Source organism: Streptomyces cadmiisoli (assembly GCF_003261055.1).
Classification (GTDB): domain Bacteria; phylum Actinomycetota; class Actinomycetes; order Streptomycetales; family Streptomycetaceae; genus Streptomyces; species Streptomyces cadmiisoli.
Map to the genome: position 1 here is coordinate 5566087 of NZ_CP030073.1, position 14887 is coordinate 5580973.

The window sequence follows — 14887 nt, forward strand, 5'->3', positions numbered from 1 at the left end:
GTCTCCAGTGCCGAATTGAGGCATGCAAGGCAGAGGAGAATTCCGTGACCAGCAAGCGCGCATTGAGCGCCGCAGCGGTGATGGCCCTGGTCGGAGGAGCGATCGGGGTCAGCGTGGAATCGGCCGCGGCCGCACCGAACCAGTCGTGTCGGGTGACGGGCAGCACGCTTACGGGCGAGCGTTTCGACTCAAATCGAACGTTCAACGTCTTGCCCGGCGGAGAGAGGATAACCACGTCCTCCGAGGGCCGTATCGGCCCGCTCACCGTTTCGGGCTCGGCGCCGTTCCGTGTCGGCTCCGTGCTGTGCGCCGGGGCGTCCGGTGGCGTGACGGCGACCAGTACGGCCAGTGCCGTGGCAGTGGCAACTAGCACGGCGAGAGCGGCGATTGCCAAAGGCGCGACCGCGTCGCAGGCGAGGGCGCAGGCATTCGCGGCGGTGCAAGCCGAGGGTAAGCGTCTCGGTCTGTCGCCGACGGCGATAACGCAGATCATCAATCAGACGACGAACAATGTGAATCAGGTGATCAATACCGGGATCATTTCCGGCGCGATCATCCGACAGGAAGCGGGTCAGACTCCTGGTCAAGCCCCCGGTCAGGCTCCTGGTCAGGCACCCGGGCAGGCTCCTGGACAAGCCCCTGGGCAGGCTCCCGGTCAGGCTCCTGGACAAGCCCCTGGGCAGGCCCCTGGGCAAGCCCCCGGTGAGGCTCCTGGGCAGGCACCCGGGCAGGCTCCTGGACAAGCCCCTGGGCAAGCCCCCGGTGAGGCTCCTGGGCAAGCCCCTGGGCAGGCCCCTGGTGAGGCCCCCGGTCAGGCCCCTGGTGAGGCTCCCGGTCAGGCCCCTGGTGAGGCTCCTGGGCAAGCCCCTGGTGAGGCCCCCGGTCAGGCTCCCGGTGAGGCTCCTGGGCAAGCCCCCGGTCAGGCTCCCCCTCAGATGGTGGAGGAGGCCCCGGCCGAGGCTCCCGCTGAGGTCGCAGAAGAAGTGCCCGATCTTGAGCTGGTCGCCCCTATGGAGGAGCAGGCCGAGTAGTCCGCCCCTTTCCCGCCCCGGCCCGCCGACCGTCACGGTCGGCGGGCCGAGGTACGAGGCGGGCGAACTGCACCAGGTCGGCGAGCGAACTACAGCAGGGTCGCCAGCCTGCGCCATTCCTCCCGCGGCAGCGTGTCCTGCGGCGCGTCCGTCACCACCTGGAGCGCCACATGGTCCGCGCCCGCCTGGCGGAAGGAGGCGATGCGTTCCTGGACGCGGGAGTCGTCGCCCCAGGCGAACACCGCGTCGATCAGGCGGTCGCTGCCGCCGTTCGCGATGTCGGCCTCCGTGAAGCCGTGGCGCAGGAAGTTGTTCGTGTAGTTCGGCAGCGTGAGATACATGGCCAGGTACGCGCGTGCCGTGGCGCGGGCGCGGGTGGGGTCCGTCTCCAGGACGACCTTCAGTTCGGGCGCGAGCAGCGGGGCGTCGCCCAGGATCTCGCGGGCCTGCGCCGTGTGCTCCGCCGTGACGAGGTACGGGATCGCGCCGGCCGCCCGGTCACGGGCCAGTTCCAGGGTCTTCGGGCCGAGGGCCGCCAGCACCCGGCGCCCCGCCGGCACCCCCGCGGTGTCCAGGGCGTCGAGATAGGCGACCAGTGCCGAGTAAGGCCGCCGGTACTGCTCCGTGAGCCTGGCGTGGCTGACGCCGAGGCCCAGCAGGAAGCGGCCGGGGTGGGCGGAGTCCAGCTCGGCGAAGGCCGCCGCGCTGTCCGCGGCCTCCAGCTGCCAGATGCTCTGGATGCTGGTCCCCACCGTGATCGTCGACGTCGCCCCGATCAGCGGGGCCGCGTTGCCGGCGGTGCTGTTGCCGCCCAGCCACAGGGCGCCGTAACCGAGTTCCTCCAGTTCGGCGGCGGCCTCGGCGCGTTCTCCCCGCCGGGCCGGGTCCTCCGAGCGCAGGCCGCCGCTCCAGATGCCGTACCGGCCGACCTGCTGCTTCACCGTGTCTGCGCGTTCGTTCATCGGGGGCGGTCCCTCCGGCTGTGACGGCTGTTACACCACTGCCAACCGGAGGGACCCGCCCGGTAATCCCGCCGCTGCGGTGCCGGATCCGGTCAGCCCTGGTCGGCCAGGTAGTGCTCCAGGGCCTCCACCACGAGCAGGTGGTCCTGGAGCTGCGGCAGACCGGACACCGTGATCGTGCCGATGACGCCGGCGCCCTCCACGATGACGGGGAACGAGCCGCCGTGCGCGGCGTACCGGTCCGGGTCCAGGCGCGAGGACTCCTCGAACGTGGTGCCCTTGGCGCGCAGGCGGGCGCCGACGAGGTAGGAGGCGGAGCCGTAGCGCTCCACGACGCGGCGCTTGCGGTCGATCCAGGCGTCGTTGTCCGGGGTGGAGCCGGGCAGGGCCGCGTGGAACAGCTGCTGGCCGGCCCGGCGGATGTCGATGGCGACCGGGGCCTGCCGCTCCCGGGCCAGCTCCACCAGCAGCGACCCGAGTGCCCAGGCGTCGTCGTGGCCGAACCGGCGGAAGACCAGCCGGCGCTCCTGCGCCTCCAGCTCCGCCACGCCGGGCGCCGGCTCCGGGGCGTCCTTCGGGCTCGTCGTGTTCTCGTGCGTGTGGGTCACAGGGTCACCGTCACTCCGTCGCGGGCCGAACGCCGGGCCGCTTCCAGTACGTCGAGGGCGGCGGCCGCCTCCAGGGCGGACACCGGGTTGGTGGCGCCGTCCCGCAGGGCGGCGGCCACGGCCGCGTAGTAGGCGGGGTAGTCGCCCGGCAGGGACGGCACGGGACGGCCGCCACCGGTCTCCGGGGACTCGCCGGCGCCGACCCGGCCCCACAGCGACTCGGGCTCCTCGCCCCAGCCGGAGCCGGGGAGCTGCCCGTCCTTCAGGGCCGCTTCCTGGGGGTCCAGGCCGTACTTCACGTAGCCGGCGCGTGAGCCCAGGACCCGGAAGCGGGGGCCGAGTTGGGCGGTGGTCGCGGACACGTAGAGGTGGGAGCGGACGCCGCTGGTGTGCGTGATCGCGATGAACGTGTCGTCGTCCGTCTCGGCGTCCGCGCGGCGGATGTCCGACTCGGCGTACACCGAGGCCGCGGGGCCGAAGAGGACCAGCGCCTGGTCGACGACATGGCTGCCGAGGTCGTACAGCAGGCCTCCGACCTCCGCCGGGTCGCCGGACTCGCGCCAGCCGCCCTTGAGCTGCGGCCGCCACCGCTCGAAGCGCGACTCGAAGCGCCACACGTCGCCCAGCTCGCCGTCGGCGATCAGCTTGCGCAGGGTCAGGAAGTCGTTGTCCCAGCGGCGGTTCTGGAAGACGGACAGGAGCAGTCCGCGCTCCTCGGCCAGGGCCGCCAGCTCGCGCGCCTCGGCGGCCGTGCCGGCGATCGGCTTGTCGACGACGACCGGGAGGCCCGCCTTCAGCGCCGTGCCGGCGAGCGGGACGTGCGTCCTGTTCGGGGAGGCGATGACGATCAGGTCCAGCTCGTCGGCGCGGTCGAACAGCTCCTCGGCCGTCCCGGCGAGGCGTACGTCCGGGTGGTCGGCGCGGGCCTGCTGCTGCCGCTCGGGGTTCGAGGTGACCACCGTGTCGAGGGCGAGGCCCTCGGTGGCGGCGATCAGGGGGGCGTGGAACACGGAGCCCGCGAGGCCGTAGCCGATGAGGCCCACACGGAGGGGAGAACCGGGGGGCATACCAGTCGTACCAGTCATGCCTCCCACTTTGGCAACGCTGTTGCCAAAGTGCAAGCGGCAGTGAGAATGGAAGGGTGAACAGCGGGAGCCGGGAAGCGGCGGCGGGAGCGAATCAACTGGCGTTGCGCAGCCACAACACGGCACTGGTGCTCGACCTGCTGCGCAGAGCCGGTTCGGTGGGCATCAGCCGGCTGGAGCTCGCCGAGCGGACCGGCCTCACCCCGCAGGCCGTCAGCAAGATCACCGCACGGCTGCGGGCCGACGGGCTGGCGACGGAGGCCGGCCGGCGGGTGTCGACCGGCGGCAAGCCGCGTACGGTGCTGCGGCTGGTGCCGGAGGCCGGGCACGCGGTGGGGGTGCATCTGGACCGCGACGAGCTGCGGGCGGTGCTGGTGGACCTGGCGGGCACCGTCGTGAGGGAGCGCACCGCCCCGCTCGACCTGGGGGCGGGCGCGAAGGCCGTGCTCGCCCAGGTGGTCGGCGAGGTGACCGGTCTGCTGGCGCAGCGGCCGCCGCGGACGGTCCTCGGGGTCGGCGTCGCGCTGCCGGGCCCGCTCGACCACGCCCACGGCGTGCTGCAACGGGTCACCGGGTTCCCCGAGTGGGACGGGTTCCCGCTGCGGGACGAGCTGGCGGCGCGGCTCGGGCTGCCGGTCGTCGTCGACAAGGACACCAACGCCGCCGCGCTGGGGCTCGCCGTCGGCGGTGAGGGCGGGTCGTTCGCGTATCTGCACTTCGCCGCGGGGCTCGGCGGCGGACTGGTGATCGCGGATGCCGTCCACCGGGGCGCCCGCACGGGTGCGGGCGAGTTCGGGCACCAGGTCGTCCAGCTGGACGGGCCGCCGTGCGGCTGCGGCAACCGCGGCTGTCTGGAGGCGCTGTGCCTGGCCGCCGTGGCGCGGGGCGACATCGACGAGGCGGCACGGGTGCTGGGCACCGGGACCGGCAATCTGGTCGCGCTGCTCGACATCGACCTGATCCTGCTGGGCGGCCGGGTCGTCGCCGCCGAGCCGGAGCGGTTCGTGCGGGGGGTGGCCGCCGTGCTCGACGAGCGGGCCCGGCGCACGGGCGAGGACCCGGTGCCGGTACGGCTCGCACCCGGCGGGGTGCGCGGCGTCGCCGAGGGCGCCGCGCAACTGCTCCTGGGACCGCTGTTCGGACGGGCGGACGCGTAGGGGGCGGGAGCGGGGGCCGGTGCGGGCGCGGCCGGGCGAGCGCGCGGCCCGGCTGCGGCGACCCCGGTGCCGGAGCGGCTGGACGCCGGTCCGACCGCATGTACCGGTCCGACCGCATGTACCGGTCCGACCGCATGTACCGGTCCGGCCGCACGTACCGGTCCGACGGTGCGTGACTGTCCGTGCGCGCCCGTCCGACCGCGCGCGTCCTCCGACCGTACGAGCTGCCGTCCTCGCGTGGGGCACGTCTGCCCTGCGACGGTCCGGGTCTACGCCGCTTCGTCGCTGATTCCGCTGAACGAGCGGAGTTCCTAGCCCGTACGGAGCGCTGGCGCACGGCGGTGAGCCGTACTCGGCATGTCATGTGTTCATGCGACCGTGCACGCCCGCGTCCCTCTGCCTGGCGGCCTCAGCCGCCCTGCTGTCGGCGGCCGGTCCGGCGTACTCCGGACCGGCCGCGGACTGCGCGCCCTCCGCCGGCAGCGAATTCCCGATCACCACCCGCATCCACAGCGCCCCCGGCACCTACGACGCCGGCGGCGGCTACGGCACCTGGTCCATCGACCTCACCAACACCACCGCCCGCTCCTGCGCCGGCATCCATCCGGTCGTCGTCCTGGTCGACGAGCGCCGGGCACTGGCGCCGACGCAGCCGAAGCTGGAGTTCTACGAGGGTGCGCACCCGCACCCGGTCCGGTTCGAGCGCACCGACGAGGACGAGCTGGTCGGCGTCTTCGACGACGGCTTCCCGGGGTTCACCGTGGCCCCCGGGCGCACCCTCACCGTGCGGGTGCGGCTGGCGCTGACCTCCGACGCCGTACCGAACGAGATCACCGCGAACGCCGCCGTCGTCCAGCGCCGCGACAGCGACGGCGACTGGGTCGGCCAGTCGAACGACTACCGCTTCCGGGTCGAGGCCGCCCCGGACCCCGACCCCGGCACGGCGGCGCCACGCGAGACCGAGGCGCCGCCCGGCACCCCCACGTCCCCCGGCACCGACACGGCGCCCGACATCGGTACGACCCCGCACCCGAGCACCGCCCCGCCGCACCTCACCACCCCGAGCCCGGCGGTCACGCCCGCCCCGGACGGCCGGCAGTCGCTCGCCGAGGAACTCGCCGGTACCGGCCGGACCAGCCCGCACCTCGCGCTCACCGCCGTCGCCGCCCTGCTCGTCGCCTGCGGCGGCGCCCTCGTGTTCGTCGGGAGGCGCCGCTGAGGCCGCGCCGCGCATCTGCGAGGCGGTCGAGGCGCGGCTCGACCGCCTCGTCGAAGAGCTGGACGAGGGCGGAGCACTGCCCACCGAACGCGATCGGTCCGAGCGCTACGAGGTCGCCCGCGAGACCGGTCCGACCCGCCGCGAGCGCGTCCGGCACCCATGAGCGTGTGCTGTTGCCGACGCGGCGAACGAGTCGGCTCGGAGAGCACCGGGTGCCGCGCCCCGGACACCGACTTCGTCCGCGACCCCTCCTTCTGCACCCGGCTCCACCGGCCGGGCATCGGCTTCGGCGACGTCGACGAACACATCGAGACGGTGCTCGCCCCCGCCGTGAGGTGCCGGCAGGCGGCCACGGGCGGCTGACCGCGCACCTTCCGGTGATCGGCCGGGTCAGGATCAGCCGGCCCTGACTACTCTGGGGGCGTCGGTACGCCGTGGTTCCGGCGCCCCCGTCCGTCGCCGTACTTACGCCAGGAAGTGATCGACGCACATGTCAGACCGCAGGCCCATCGAGTCATGGCTCACCGACATGGACGGTGTCCTGATCCACGAGGGTGTACCGATCCCCGGCGCAGAAGCCTTCATCAAGAAGCTGCGCGAGTCCGGCAAGCCGTTCCTGGTCCTGACCAACAACTCGATCTACACCCCGCGCGACCTGCACGCCCGGCTGCGCCGCATGGGCCTGGAGGTGCCGGTCGAGTCGATCTGGACCTCGGCCCTGGCCACCGCCCAGTTCCTCGACGACCAGCGGCCCGGCGGCTCGGCCTACGTCATCGGCGAGGCGGGCCTGACCACCGCGCTGCACGACATCGGCTACATCCTCACCGACCACGAACCGGACTACGTCGTCCTCGGCGAGACCCGTACCTACTCCTTCGAGGCCATGACCAAGGCCGTCCGGCTCATCCTCGGCGGCGCCCGCTTCATCTGCACCAACCCCGACGAGACCGGCCCCTCCACCGAGGGCCCGCTCCCCGCGACCGGCGCGGTCGCCGCGCTGATCACGCAGGCGACCGGCCGCAAGCCGTACTTCGCGGGCAAGCCGAACCCGCTGATGATGCGCACCGGGCTCAACGCGATCGGCGCGCACTCCGAGACCAGCGCCATGATCGGCGACCGGATGGACACCGATGTGCTCGCGGGCATGGAGGCCGGGATGCGCACCTTCCTGGTGCTCACCGGCCTGACCCGGCAGGGGCAGATCGAGGACTTCCCGTACCGGCCGTCGGAGGTCGTCGACTCCATCGCGGATCTCGTGGACCGCGTCTAAACCGCCCCGGCGGCAGGAGTCACCCTTACGGAGCAGTCCCGGCCCCGCTGAGGATGCGGGGCCGGGCCGTTCGGGGGAGCCTCCAGATATCTGGAGGTTCACGATGGGTTCACTGCGACGCACTCTCTGTACCGGCGTCCTGGCAGCTTTCACCGCATTCGCCCCGACGGCCGCCTGGCCGGTCGGCGACGGCGTCACGGTCACCCCCTCGTCCCCGGCCCCCGGCGGCGACCTCGCACTGCGGGTGACCGGCTGCGCCGGGAGAACCGGCACCGCGGCCTCGAAGGCGTTCGTCGCCGACGCGGAGCTGACCGGCACCGGCGGCACCCTGGCCGGGCGGGCCCGGGTCCGCTCGATGGTCGGGCCCGGCCGGTACGAGGTCCGGGTCACGTGCGCGGGCAGCCCCGCCGGATCGTTGCGGACGCAGGTCACGGTGGGCGCGGCCACGGCCCCGCCGAAAACCCCCGCGACGCCGGTCGCCCCCGTCAGCGCCGGCGGCGGCGGAAGCATGCGGCTGTCGTCCGCGGACGCCCGCGCGACCGGGCCCGACACGGTGCACGCGGTGATCGGTCTGCTCCTGGCGAGCGCGGCGGCGGTGGTCGTGGTGGTGCGCGGCACCCGCCGCGGCCGCCGGACGGGCTGAGCGCCATGTCCGACCGGGAACGCTCCTTGAGGACCGGACGGCTCGTCACGGGCGTGGCGTGGGCGGTGCTGCTGCTCGGGCTGTGGATGTGGGGCCGCGAGGTGACCGACGTACGGCACGGGATATCCGCGCCCACCACCGGCGACATGGCGGCGGTCGGCCGGCCGCCCACCGCGCAGCTGCCGCCCGCCGCCGCACCCCTGACCGGGGCGCTGCCGCAGCGCCTCGACATCCCCGGCCTCGGTGTGCAGGCGCCCGTCGTGGCCCGCGGCCTCGACGCGCAGGGCGCGATAGAGGCGCCACCGTACGACCAGCCCGGCGTCGTCGGCTGGTACGCGGCCGGGACGAAACCCGGCGCGGCCGGCACCGCGCTGATGGTGGGCCACGTCGACACCGCGACCCGCGCCGCCGTCTTCTACCGGATCAGCGCGCTGCGGCCCGGCGAGACCGTCCGGGTGGTCCGCGACGACGGCCGGATCGCCGAGTTCACCGTCGAGGACGTCCAGGTCCTCTCCCGCGACCGCTTCAACGCCCAGCAGGCCTACGGCGCAAGGGAGTCGGGGCGCGCCGAACTCCGGCTGATCACCTGCGGCGGCACCTTCGACCGGACCAGCGGCAACTACACCGCCAACGTGGTCGTGTCGGCGTACCTCACCGGCACCGGGCCATGAGGCCGCTCTGCGCCCCGGGCACCTGGCCCGGCCGACGGCCCGCTCCCCCCGGGGCCGCCGGCCGGGCTGGTCCTCGACCGCGCCTGCTCGGGCTGCGGGAGTAACCCGGCGGTCCGGCGCGGGAGGCTGGGCAAGCCAACGGCAGGTGGTCCGGCCGGGGACTGGGGCCGTCTCGGTCCGACTCTAGAACGAGCGGGGGCCCGGAGCCTAGAGGTCCACGGCACGCTCCACGACCGCCCGCGCCACCCGGTCCAGCGGCAGCCGGTGCCGCCGGGCGTACTGCCGCAGCGCCGCGAACGCCGCGTCGACATCGGTGTTCCAGCGTTCGGCGAGCATCCCCTTGGCCTGCTCGATACGGACCCGGCTCGACAGCGCCTCCTGCAACTGGCCCGCCCGGGTGCGGCACCGCGCGTACCGGTCGTGGTTGCCCAGCCCCAGCGCCGTGCCGTCCGCGAGCACCTGGGCCACCCGTACGTCCGGCACGGCGTCCGGGCGCGGGTGTCCGGCCGGTCCGCTCCTGAACACGGCGAGCGCGCCGAGGGTTCGCCCGTGTCCGCGCAGCGGCACCGCGAACGCCGAGCCGACACCGTGCCGCAGCGCCCGTTCGGTGAACTCCGGCCAGCGGCCGGCCGCGTGGGCCGCGCCGACCGACACCGGCGCGAGAGCTTGCCCCGACGCGTAGCAGTCCCAGCAGGGACCGCCGTCGGCCTGCGCGCGCAGGAGGTCGAGCGCCGGCTCCTGCTCGGGACCGCTCCCGGTCAGGGTCACCGCGCGGCCGTCGTCGATCACCATGACCCCGGCGGCCCGCGCGGCCAGCAGTTCCACGCAGTGGTCCGCCAGTCGGCGCAGCTGCCGGCCGGTGTCGAAGTCGTCGGCCAGGGTGTCCGAGGCCTCCACCAGTGCGGCAGCCAGCCGGAGTTCCCGGGGCGTCCGATGCATGTCTGTGCCCTCCCCTTGTCCGTCTTCTCCCTCGCCTCTGCTTTTTCCTTTCTCCTTCCCCTCCCGCGCGTCCCGCGCCCCCCTTCCGGCCCGGTACGTGCCCGCCCGTCCCGACGGCCTGTAACAGCTCACGGACAAGGCCGCGGGCGACCTCGTGAGCGCCTGGGACGTATGTCAGGATTGAGACTCGGACCGGGGCACCCGAGGGGGGAGCTGGATGTACGGCAGCAGGGGGGCGGCCGGAGTGCGGGCGACCGCGGTGGCGCTGGGGGCGGCGTTGCTCATCGCGGGATGCTCCTCCGACGACGGCGACGGGGACGGCGGTGACGACGGCGCGAGCGCCGGAATAACCCAGCAGCCCAAGGACGCCGCACCGTTCTGGGTCAACCCGGACGGCACGGCGGCCCAGCAGGTCGCCGGTTACGAGAAGGACGGCAAGAAGACGGAGGCGGACACGATCCGGCGGATCGCCCAGCAGCCGACCGGTGAGTGGATCAGCCCGGACAACGCCGAAGAGCAGGCGCGGGGCTTCACCGAGGCCGCGGCCGAGGCCGACCGCACGGCGCTGCTCGTCCTCTACAACATCCCGCACCGCGACTGCGGCCAGTACTCGGGCGGCGGTGCCGCCGACGGCAACGCCTACCGGGCCTGGATCGACTCCGTCGCGCAGGGCATCGGGGACCGCCCCGCCACCGTCGTCCTCGAACCCGACGCCGTGCTGCACCTGGTGGACGGCTGCACCCCGGGCGAGTTCCACGAGGAGCGGTACGACCTGCTCAACTACGCCGTCGACAAGCTGAAGGCGCAGGCCGGGACCAAGGTCTACCTGGACGCCGGCAACGCGGGCTGGGGCGACCCCGACCAGATATTCGAACCGCTGCAACGGGCCGGCATCGACCGGGCCGACGGCTTCTCCGTCAACGTCTCCAACTTCTACTCCACCGAGGACTCGATCAACTACGGCAAGGAGCTCTCCGCGAAGGTGGGCGGCAAGCACTTCGTCGTCGACACCAGCCGCAACGGCAACGGCCCCTACACCGAGGGCGACCCCGGCGAGCGCTGGTGCAATCCGCCCGGCCGGGCCCTCGGCGAGAGCCCCACGACGAAGACCGCGGACCCCCTCGTCGACGCCTATCTCTGGGTCAAGCGGCCCGGTGAGTCCGACGGCGAGTGCAAGGGCGGCCCCAAGGCGGGCCAGTGGTGGGCCGATTACGCGCTGAAGCTCGCCGGGGCGGCCGGCTGACACCGGCCGCCGTCCGCTGCGCCGACGACGAACGGGGCGCCCTCCGCGAGGGAGGGCGCCCCGTTCGTCCGTCCGGGTCCGTCACGGCACGCGGACCCACTGCGCCTCGGAGGGCGTGCCCTGGTCGTCGTCGACGAACAGCATGTACCACCCCGACTGCACCAGGCTCCGGTTCTCCGGCACCGTCACCGTGATCTTGTTGCCGGACGTCTTGTAGTCCAGCGCGATGGACCGCTGGTCGACGTCGGTGACATGGGTCGACGCGCTCGGCCGGATCAGCCGCACCTTCTTGATCGACGACGCGTGCTGCGAGGTGAACGTCCCCGACTCCCCGCGCTCGATGGTCTGCGGACCCCCGGACAGCGAGGGCCGCGAGTCGCGGAACAGGTACGGCGGGCTGTAGATCTCGATCCGCTGCTCGAACTCGCCGGGCTTGGTGTTCGCCTTGTCGCTGAACAGCGAGTCGGAACCGAAGAACATCACCCGGCCGTCGGGCAGCAGCAGCGACCCGGAGTGGTAGTTGCGGCCCACCAGCGGGTCGGCGACGCTCTTGAACTCGTTGGCCTCCGGGTCGTACAGCCGTGCCTCGAGGATGTTGGAGTCGCCGCGCCCGCGGTAGTCCTGCGAGCCGCCCGCGACCAGGACGCTGTCGTCCGGCAGCACCGAGGCCTGCGGATAGCGGGTGCCCTTCGCCATCGACGGCCCGTCCACGAACCGCGGGTCGTCGTCCTTCAGGTCGATGATCCGGGTCTTCTCACTCGCCAGTTGCGACTCGCCGACGCCGCCGCCGCCGATCACCATGTACCGCTCGTCCTGCGCGGGCGGCAGCAGCACGGTGTTCGCCGTCTCCAGCATGTTGGCGTCGCTCAGGCCGGGCAGCTTGGTGAACTTGTTGGTGTCCACGTCCCAGACGCCCGGGTCCCGGCCGACGTTGTCGGGCCCGTAGCCGGCGTTCGCCCCCGAGTAGAAGATCTTGCCGTTCTGCATCAGGAACAGCGCCGGGTACGTCGGGAACTGGCGGACCTTCTCGGTGTAGGTCCACTTCTTGGTCTTCGGGTCGTAGATCTCGTTCTTGCCCGGCACCAGCTGGCCGATGTCGTCGAGACCGGAGACGCTGAGGATCTTCCCGTCGCTCAGCGTGGTGAGCGTCGGGTACCAGCGGGCCTCCTTCATCGGGTCGACCTTGATGTACTTCTCGGCGACGACGTCGAACTCGAAGGTGTCGCGGATCCCCTGGAAGTCCTTCTTGTCCAGGGCGAGCTTCTGCGCGATGCCGTAGGTGTTGCGCGCGTCGTTCCCGCTCAGACCCTCGACGGTGTAGTTGTCCTGGGTGCCGGTCTCGTAGCGCGCGCCCTCCTTGGCGGCCTCGACGTAGATCCGGCCGACCCCGGGGTCGTTGCGCAGGAAGCGGCCGGTCTCCGGGTCGAAGACCTTCTTCGCGCGCGGCACCAGCACCGGGTCCTTGGAGACGAACGTCTTGCCGTTCTCCTTGCCGGTGAAATCGGTGCCCGCCGGCAGGGTGATCGGCTTGTCCGGGTTCTCGTTGTAGACGATCATCAGGCCGCCGGCCTTCTTCACGTCGCCCTGGAGCTTCTCGTACCGCTTGGTGCCGCCGGCGATCAGCAGGTTGCCGTTGGCGAGCTGGGTGTGGCCGGTGCAGAACAGATCGCTGGGCGTCGGCACCTTTTTGATCGTGTTCTTGACCGGGTCCCAGATCCGGGTGTCGAACTTCTTCGCGTCGAAGTTCTCCTGGTTGTTGCCCGACCCGGCCACCAGCAGGATCTTGCCGGTGCGCAGCAGCGCCGCGTGGATGGTGTTCTGCCGGTACTCCTCCGGGAAATCGATGATCTTCCAGTGGCCGTTGTCCGCTTTGTACTCGGGCCTGTTGATTTGGTACTGGTGGTACTTCTCGGTCCCGAAGCGGTACAGCCACGGCCCGTTCATCCCGGCCAGCGCGAGTACCACCGCCGTGCCTATCGCTAGTCGACGGGCGCGGCGGCGGCCTGCACGGTCGTTCATTCCTTACGTCCCCCAAGTCCACCAAGGGCGATCTGCATGGTCTGGTCGTTGCCCCCGCCGGAGGCGGCCCAGCTGGGCCGCTGCTGGGGGGCGTGCGGCGCGTACTGCGTCGGCACTCCGTGCGCGGGCGTCGGCGCCGGAGCCGCGTCCTGCGGTTCCGGCGCGGCCGGGGCGGGTCGCTTCTTCTCCTGCCGCAGCTGCCAGCGCCAGACGAAGATCGGCGTGGCGGTGATCAGCAGCGCGAAGCACGCCCAGATGATCATCGCGGGGTGGGAGTGTCCGAAGACGAAGCCGGCGGCGATGGACGCACCGAAGATCAGGATGAAGTACCAGTGGTAGCGGAAGGTCGCGAACCACCGGTCCGGGCTCGCCGAGTCCCCCTTGGGCGTGACCACGAACTTGCTCTTGCGGCGCAGCGCGGAGTCCACCAGCGCCTTCGCGTACAGCGGCGCGGACAGCGCGGACATCACCATGCCGGCGACACCGCCGGAGCCCTCCGGTTCGTGCGGGGAGACGTTGTGCCGGCGGTTCCAGATGTACAGGCCGATCTGGAGCGCCGAGGCGTTGCCGTAGAGCATCAGCCACACGGTCGGGTCGATGTTCACACCCGAGGCGCCCAGACCCAGGAACAGCGCGCAGCTCAGGGCGGCGAGGATCCAGTTGAGGGCCGACATCGGGTAGAAGATGATCATCATCGTGTAGTTGAAGAGCTTGCTCGGCGGCAGCGAGTACCAGCCCTTCCAGTACTGCTTGAGGATCGTCTCGTACGTGCCGCGCGACCAGCGCATCTGCTGGGTGAAGAAGTCCGTCCAGGCGCTCGGGCCCTCACCGACGGCGAGCACGTCCGGCGTGTAGACCGAGCGCCACTTGCGGCCGGTGGCCGGGTTCTTGTGGCGGTGGATCTCGAAGCCGGTCGCCATGTCCTCGGTGATCGAGTCGTACAGGCCGCCGATCTGCTGGAGCGCCTTGATCCGCACCGCGTTGGAGGTGCCGACGAACATCGGCGCGCCGTAGGCGTTCCCGGCCCGCTGGATCAGCGCGTGGAAGAGGAACTGCTGCGACTCGGCGGCCTTGGTGACGAACGTGTCGTAGTTGCCGTAGACCTGCGGGCCGATGACGAAGCCGACGTCCGGGTCGCGGAAGAAGCCGAGCATCCGCTCCAGGTAGTTCGGCAGCGGGACGTGGTCGGTGTCGACGGACGCGAAGAAGTCGTAGTCGCCGCCGTGCGCGTCCAGCCAGGCGTTGTAGTTGCCGTGCTTGGTCTTGGCGCGGTGCGGGCCCTTGGACTGGTTCCACTTCGCCACGCCCTTGCGGGAGAAGTGGTGCACGCCGAGCCGTGCGCACACCTGCTTGACCTCGGGGTCGTCGCCCTCGTCGAGCAGCCAGACGTGCAGCAGACCCCGGTGGCGCAGCTTGACCGCCGCCTCCAGGGTCTTCGTCACCATCTCCAGCGGCTCCTTGCCGGGCACGAAGGAGGTGAGGAAGGCGACTCTCGTACCGCTCTCGGGCACCACCGGGATCGGGTCGCGGGCGACCAGTGTGGCGTGCGCGTTGGACAGCACGTTCATGCAGCGGAAGAACTCGATCAGACCGATCGAGACCAGCATCACGATGTCGAGCGCCGGCAGGAAGTCGTAGGCCGGGTAGTCGCGTTCCGTCCAGTGCTCCGGCTGGAGCAGCCAGGCCAGCAGCACCAGCGAGAGCAGCGGTGCCGCGGCCAGCATCAGCGCGACACGTATACGGTGCGGCTCCTGCGAGATGAGCGTGCGGTACTGCACCTTGTACGGCTTGCCGGGATCCGGCTGGGTGAGGGGGCCGGCCAGCCGGCTGTAGTGCTCGTAGTCGTACCTCGGCAGGGTCTTTTTGATCCGGCGGAAGGTCCCCGTGTTGCCGGACCGGTGCGAAGGCACTCTGAGCTGGGTGGTCTGTGACGGGTCGAAGTTCTGCCGGGCGCCCGTCGGCGTCGACGTCATGAGTCATCCCCCCACACGCGGGTCAGCCGCGTGTCTGTCGGTTCCTGCGCCCGCTCGGGTCCCCCTC

General features: G+C 71.9%; 13 protein-coding genes. 7 read left to right on the forward strand and 6 right to left on the reverse strand.

The features are described from left to right. Nucleotides 1-1120: 1120 nt before the first annotated feature. From DN051_RS24315 to DN051_RS24325, 3 genes are all read right to left on the reverse strand, one after another. A complete protein-coding gene (locus DN051_RS24315; protein WP_053762987.1) occupies nt 1121-1993 on the reverse strand; it encodes an LLM class F420-dependent oxidoreductase in 873 nt (290 codons plus the stop codon). A gap of 92 nt (nt 1994-2085) precedes the next feature. Beyond that, the gene (locus tag DN051_RS24320; protein WP_112439500.1) at nt 2086-2601 is read right to left on the reverse strand and encodes a heme-degrading domain-containing protein; all 516 of its coding nucleotides are present in this window, start codon (nt 2599-2601) and stop codon (nt 2086-2088) included. Then, nucleotides 2598-3686, reverse strand: a complete 1089-nt coding sequence (locus DN051_RS24325; RefSeq protein ID WP_199314665.1) for a Gfo/Idh/MocA family protein — start codon at nt 3684-3686, stop codon at nt 2598-2600. Before DN051_RS24325 ends, DN051_RS24320 begins: the two co-directional genes overlap by 4 nt. Before the next feature lie 56 nt (nt 3687-3742). On the opposite strand from DN051_RS24325, the gene DN051_RS24330 reads away from it, so the two are divergent. From DN051_RS24330 to DN051_RS24355, 6 genes are all read left to right on the forward strand, one after another. Continuing rightward, complete coding sequence (locus tag DN051_RS24330; protein ID WP_112439502.1) at nt 3743-4843, forward strand: ROK family transcriptional regulator; 1101 nt, start codon at nt 3743-3745, stop codon at nt 4841-4843. A gap of 370 nt (nt 4844-5213) precedes the next feature. Next, nucleotides 5214-6062 carry a hypothetical protein gene (locus DN051_RS24335; protein WP_112442410.1) on the forward strand — a complete coding sequence of 283 codons (849 nt, stop codon included), beginning with the start codon at nt 5214-5216 and terminating at the stop codon, nt 6060-6062. 159 nt (nt 6063-6221) lie between these two features. Next, complete coding sequence (locus DN051_RS24340; protein WP_053762991.1) at nt 6222-6425, forward strand: hypothetical protein; 204 nt, start codon at nt 6222-6224, stop codon at nt 6423-6425. 127 nt (nt 6426-6552) lie between these two features. After that, nucleotides 6553-7332 carry an HAD-IIA family hydrolase gene (locus DN051_RS24345; protein ID WP_053762992.1) on the forward strand — a complete coding sequence of 260 codons (780 nt, stop codon included), beginning with the start codon at nt 6553-6555 and terminating at the stop codon, nt 7330-7332. Nucleotides 7333-7435: 103 nt separating this feature from the next. Continuing rightward, nucleotides 7436-7975, forward strand: coding sequence for a hypothetical protein (locus DN051_RS24350; RefSeq protein WP_053762993.1), 540 nt, complete (start codon nt 7436-7438; stop codon nt 7973-7975). A gap of 5 nt (nt 7976-7980) precedes the next feature. After that, nucleotides 7981-8646, forward strand: a complete 666-nt coding sequence (locus tag DN051_RS24355) for a class F sortase (RefSeq protein WP_053762994.1) — start codon at nt 7981-7983, stop codon at nt 8644-8646. A gap of 207 nt (nt 8647-8853) precedes the next feature. Here DN051_RS24355 and DN051_RS24360 read toward each other — a convergent pair whose 3' ends face one another. Then, a complete protein-coding gene (locus DN051_RS24360) occupies nt 8854-9585 on the reverse strand; it encodes an ANTAR domain-containing protein (RefSeq protein ID WP_053762995.1) in 732 nt (243 codons plus the stop codon). Between the two features lie 217 nt (nt 9586-9802). Here DN051_RS24360 and DN051_RS24365 point away from each other — a divergent pair, with 217 nt between their 5' ends. Then, nucleotides 9803-10828: a glycoside hydrolase family 6 protein gene (locus DN051_RS24365; protein WP_053762996.1), complete on the forward strand. Its 1026-nt coding sequence runs from the start codon at nt 9803-9805 to the stop codon at nt 10826-10828. Nucleotides 10829-10909: 81 nt separating this feature from the next. Here the strand turns inward: DN051_RS24365 and glxA are convergent, their stop codons facing one another. Beyond that, nucleotides 10910-12847, reverse strand: coding sequence for a radical copper oxidase GlxA (gene glxA / locus DN051_RS24370; protein WP_112439503.1), 1938 nt, complete (start codon nt 12845-12847; stop codon nt 10910-10912). Next, entirely contained in the window at nt 12844-14820 is a 1977-nt protein-coding gene (locus tag DN051_RS24375) for a glycosyltransferase family 2 protein (RefSeq protein ID WP_053762998.1), read from the reverse strand. Before DN051_RS24375 ends, glxA begins: the two co-directional genes overlap by 4 nt. Nucleotides 14821-14887: the final 67 nt, after the last annotated feature.

Coding starts and splice junctions, on each gene's coding strand:
- DN051_RS24315 (WP_053762987.1), bottom strand. CDS start 1,993: ATGAACGAACGCGCAGACACGGTGAAGCAGCAGGTCGGCCGGTACGGC.
- DN051_RS24325 (WP_199314665.1), bottom strand. CDS start 3,686: ATGACTGGTACGACTGGTATGCCCCCCGGTTCTCCCCTCCGTGTGGGC.
- DN051_RS24335 (WP_112442410.1), top strand. CDS start 5,214: ATGCGACCGTGCACGCCCGCGTCCCTCTGCCTGGCGGCCTCAGCCGCC.
- DN051_RS24340 (WP_053762991.1), top strand. CDS start 6,222: ATGAGCGTGTGCTGTTGCCGACGCGGCGAACGAGTCGGCTCGGAGAGC.
- DN051_RS24345 (WP_053762992.1), top strand. CDS start 6,553: ATGTCAGACCGCAGGCCCATCGAGTCATGGCTCACCGACATGGACGGT.
- DN051_RS24350 (WP_053762993.1), top strand. CDS start 7,436: ATGGGTTCACTGCGACGCACTCTCTGTACCGGCGTCCTGGCAGCTTTC.
- DN051_RS24355 (WP_053762994.1), top strand. CDS start 7,981: ATGTCCGACCGGGAACGCTCCTTGAGGACCGGACGGCTCGTCACGGGC.
- DN051_RS24360 (WP_053762995.1), bottom strand. CDS start 9,585: ATGCATCGGACGCCCCGGGAACTCCGGCTGGCTGCCGCACTGGTGGAG.
- DN051_RS24365 (WP_053762996.1), top strand. CDS start 9,803: ATGTACGGCAGCAGGGGGGCGGCCGGAGTGCGGGCGACCGCGGTGGCG.
- glxA (WP_112439503.1), bottom strand. CDS start 12,847: ATGAACGACCGTGCAGGCCGCCGCCGCGCCCGTCGACTAGCGATAGGC.
- DN051_RS24375 (WP_053762998.1), bottom strand. CDS start 14,820: ATGACGTCGACGCCGACGGGCGCCCGGCAGAACTTCGACCCGTCACAG.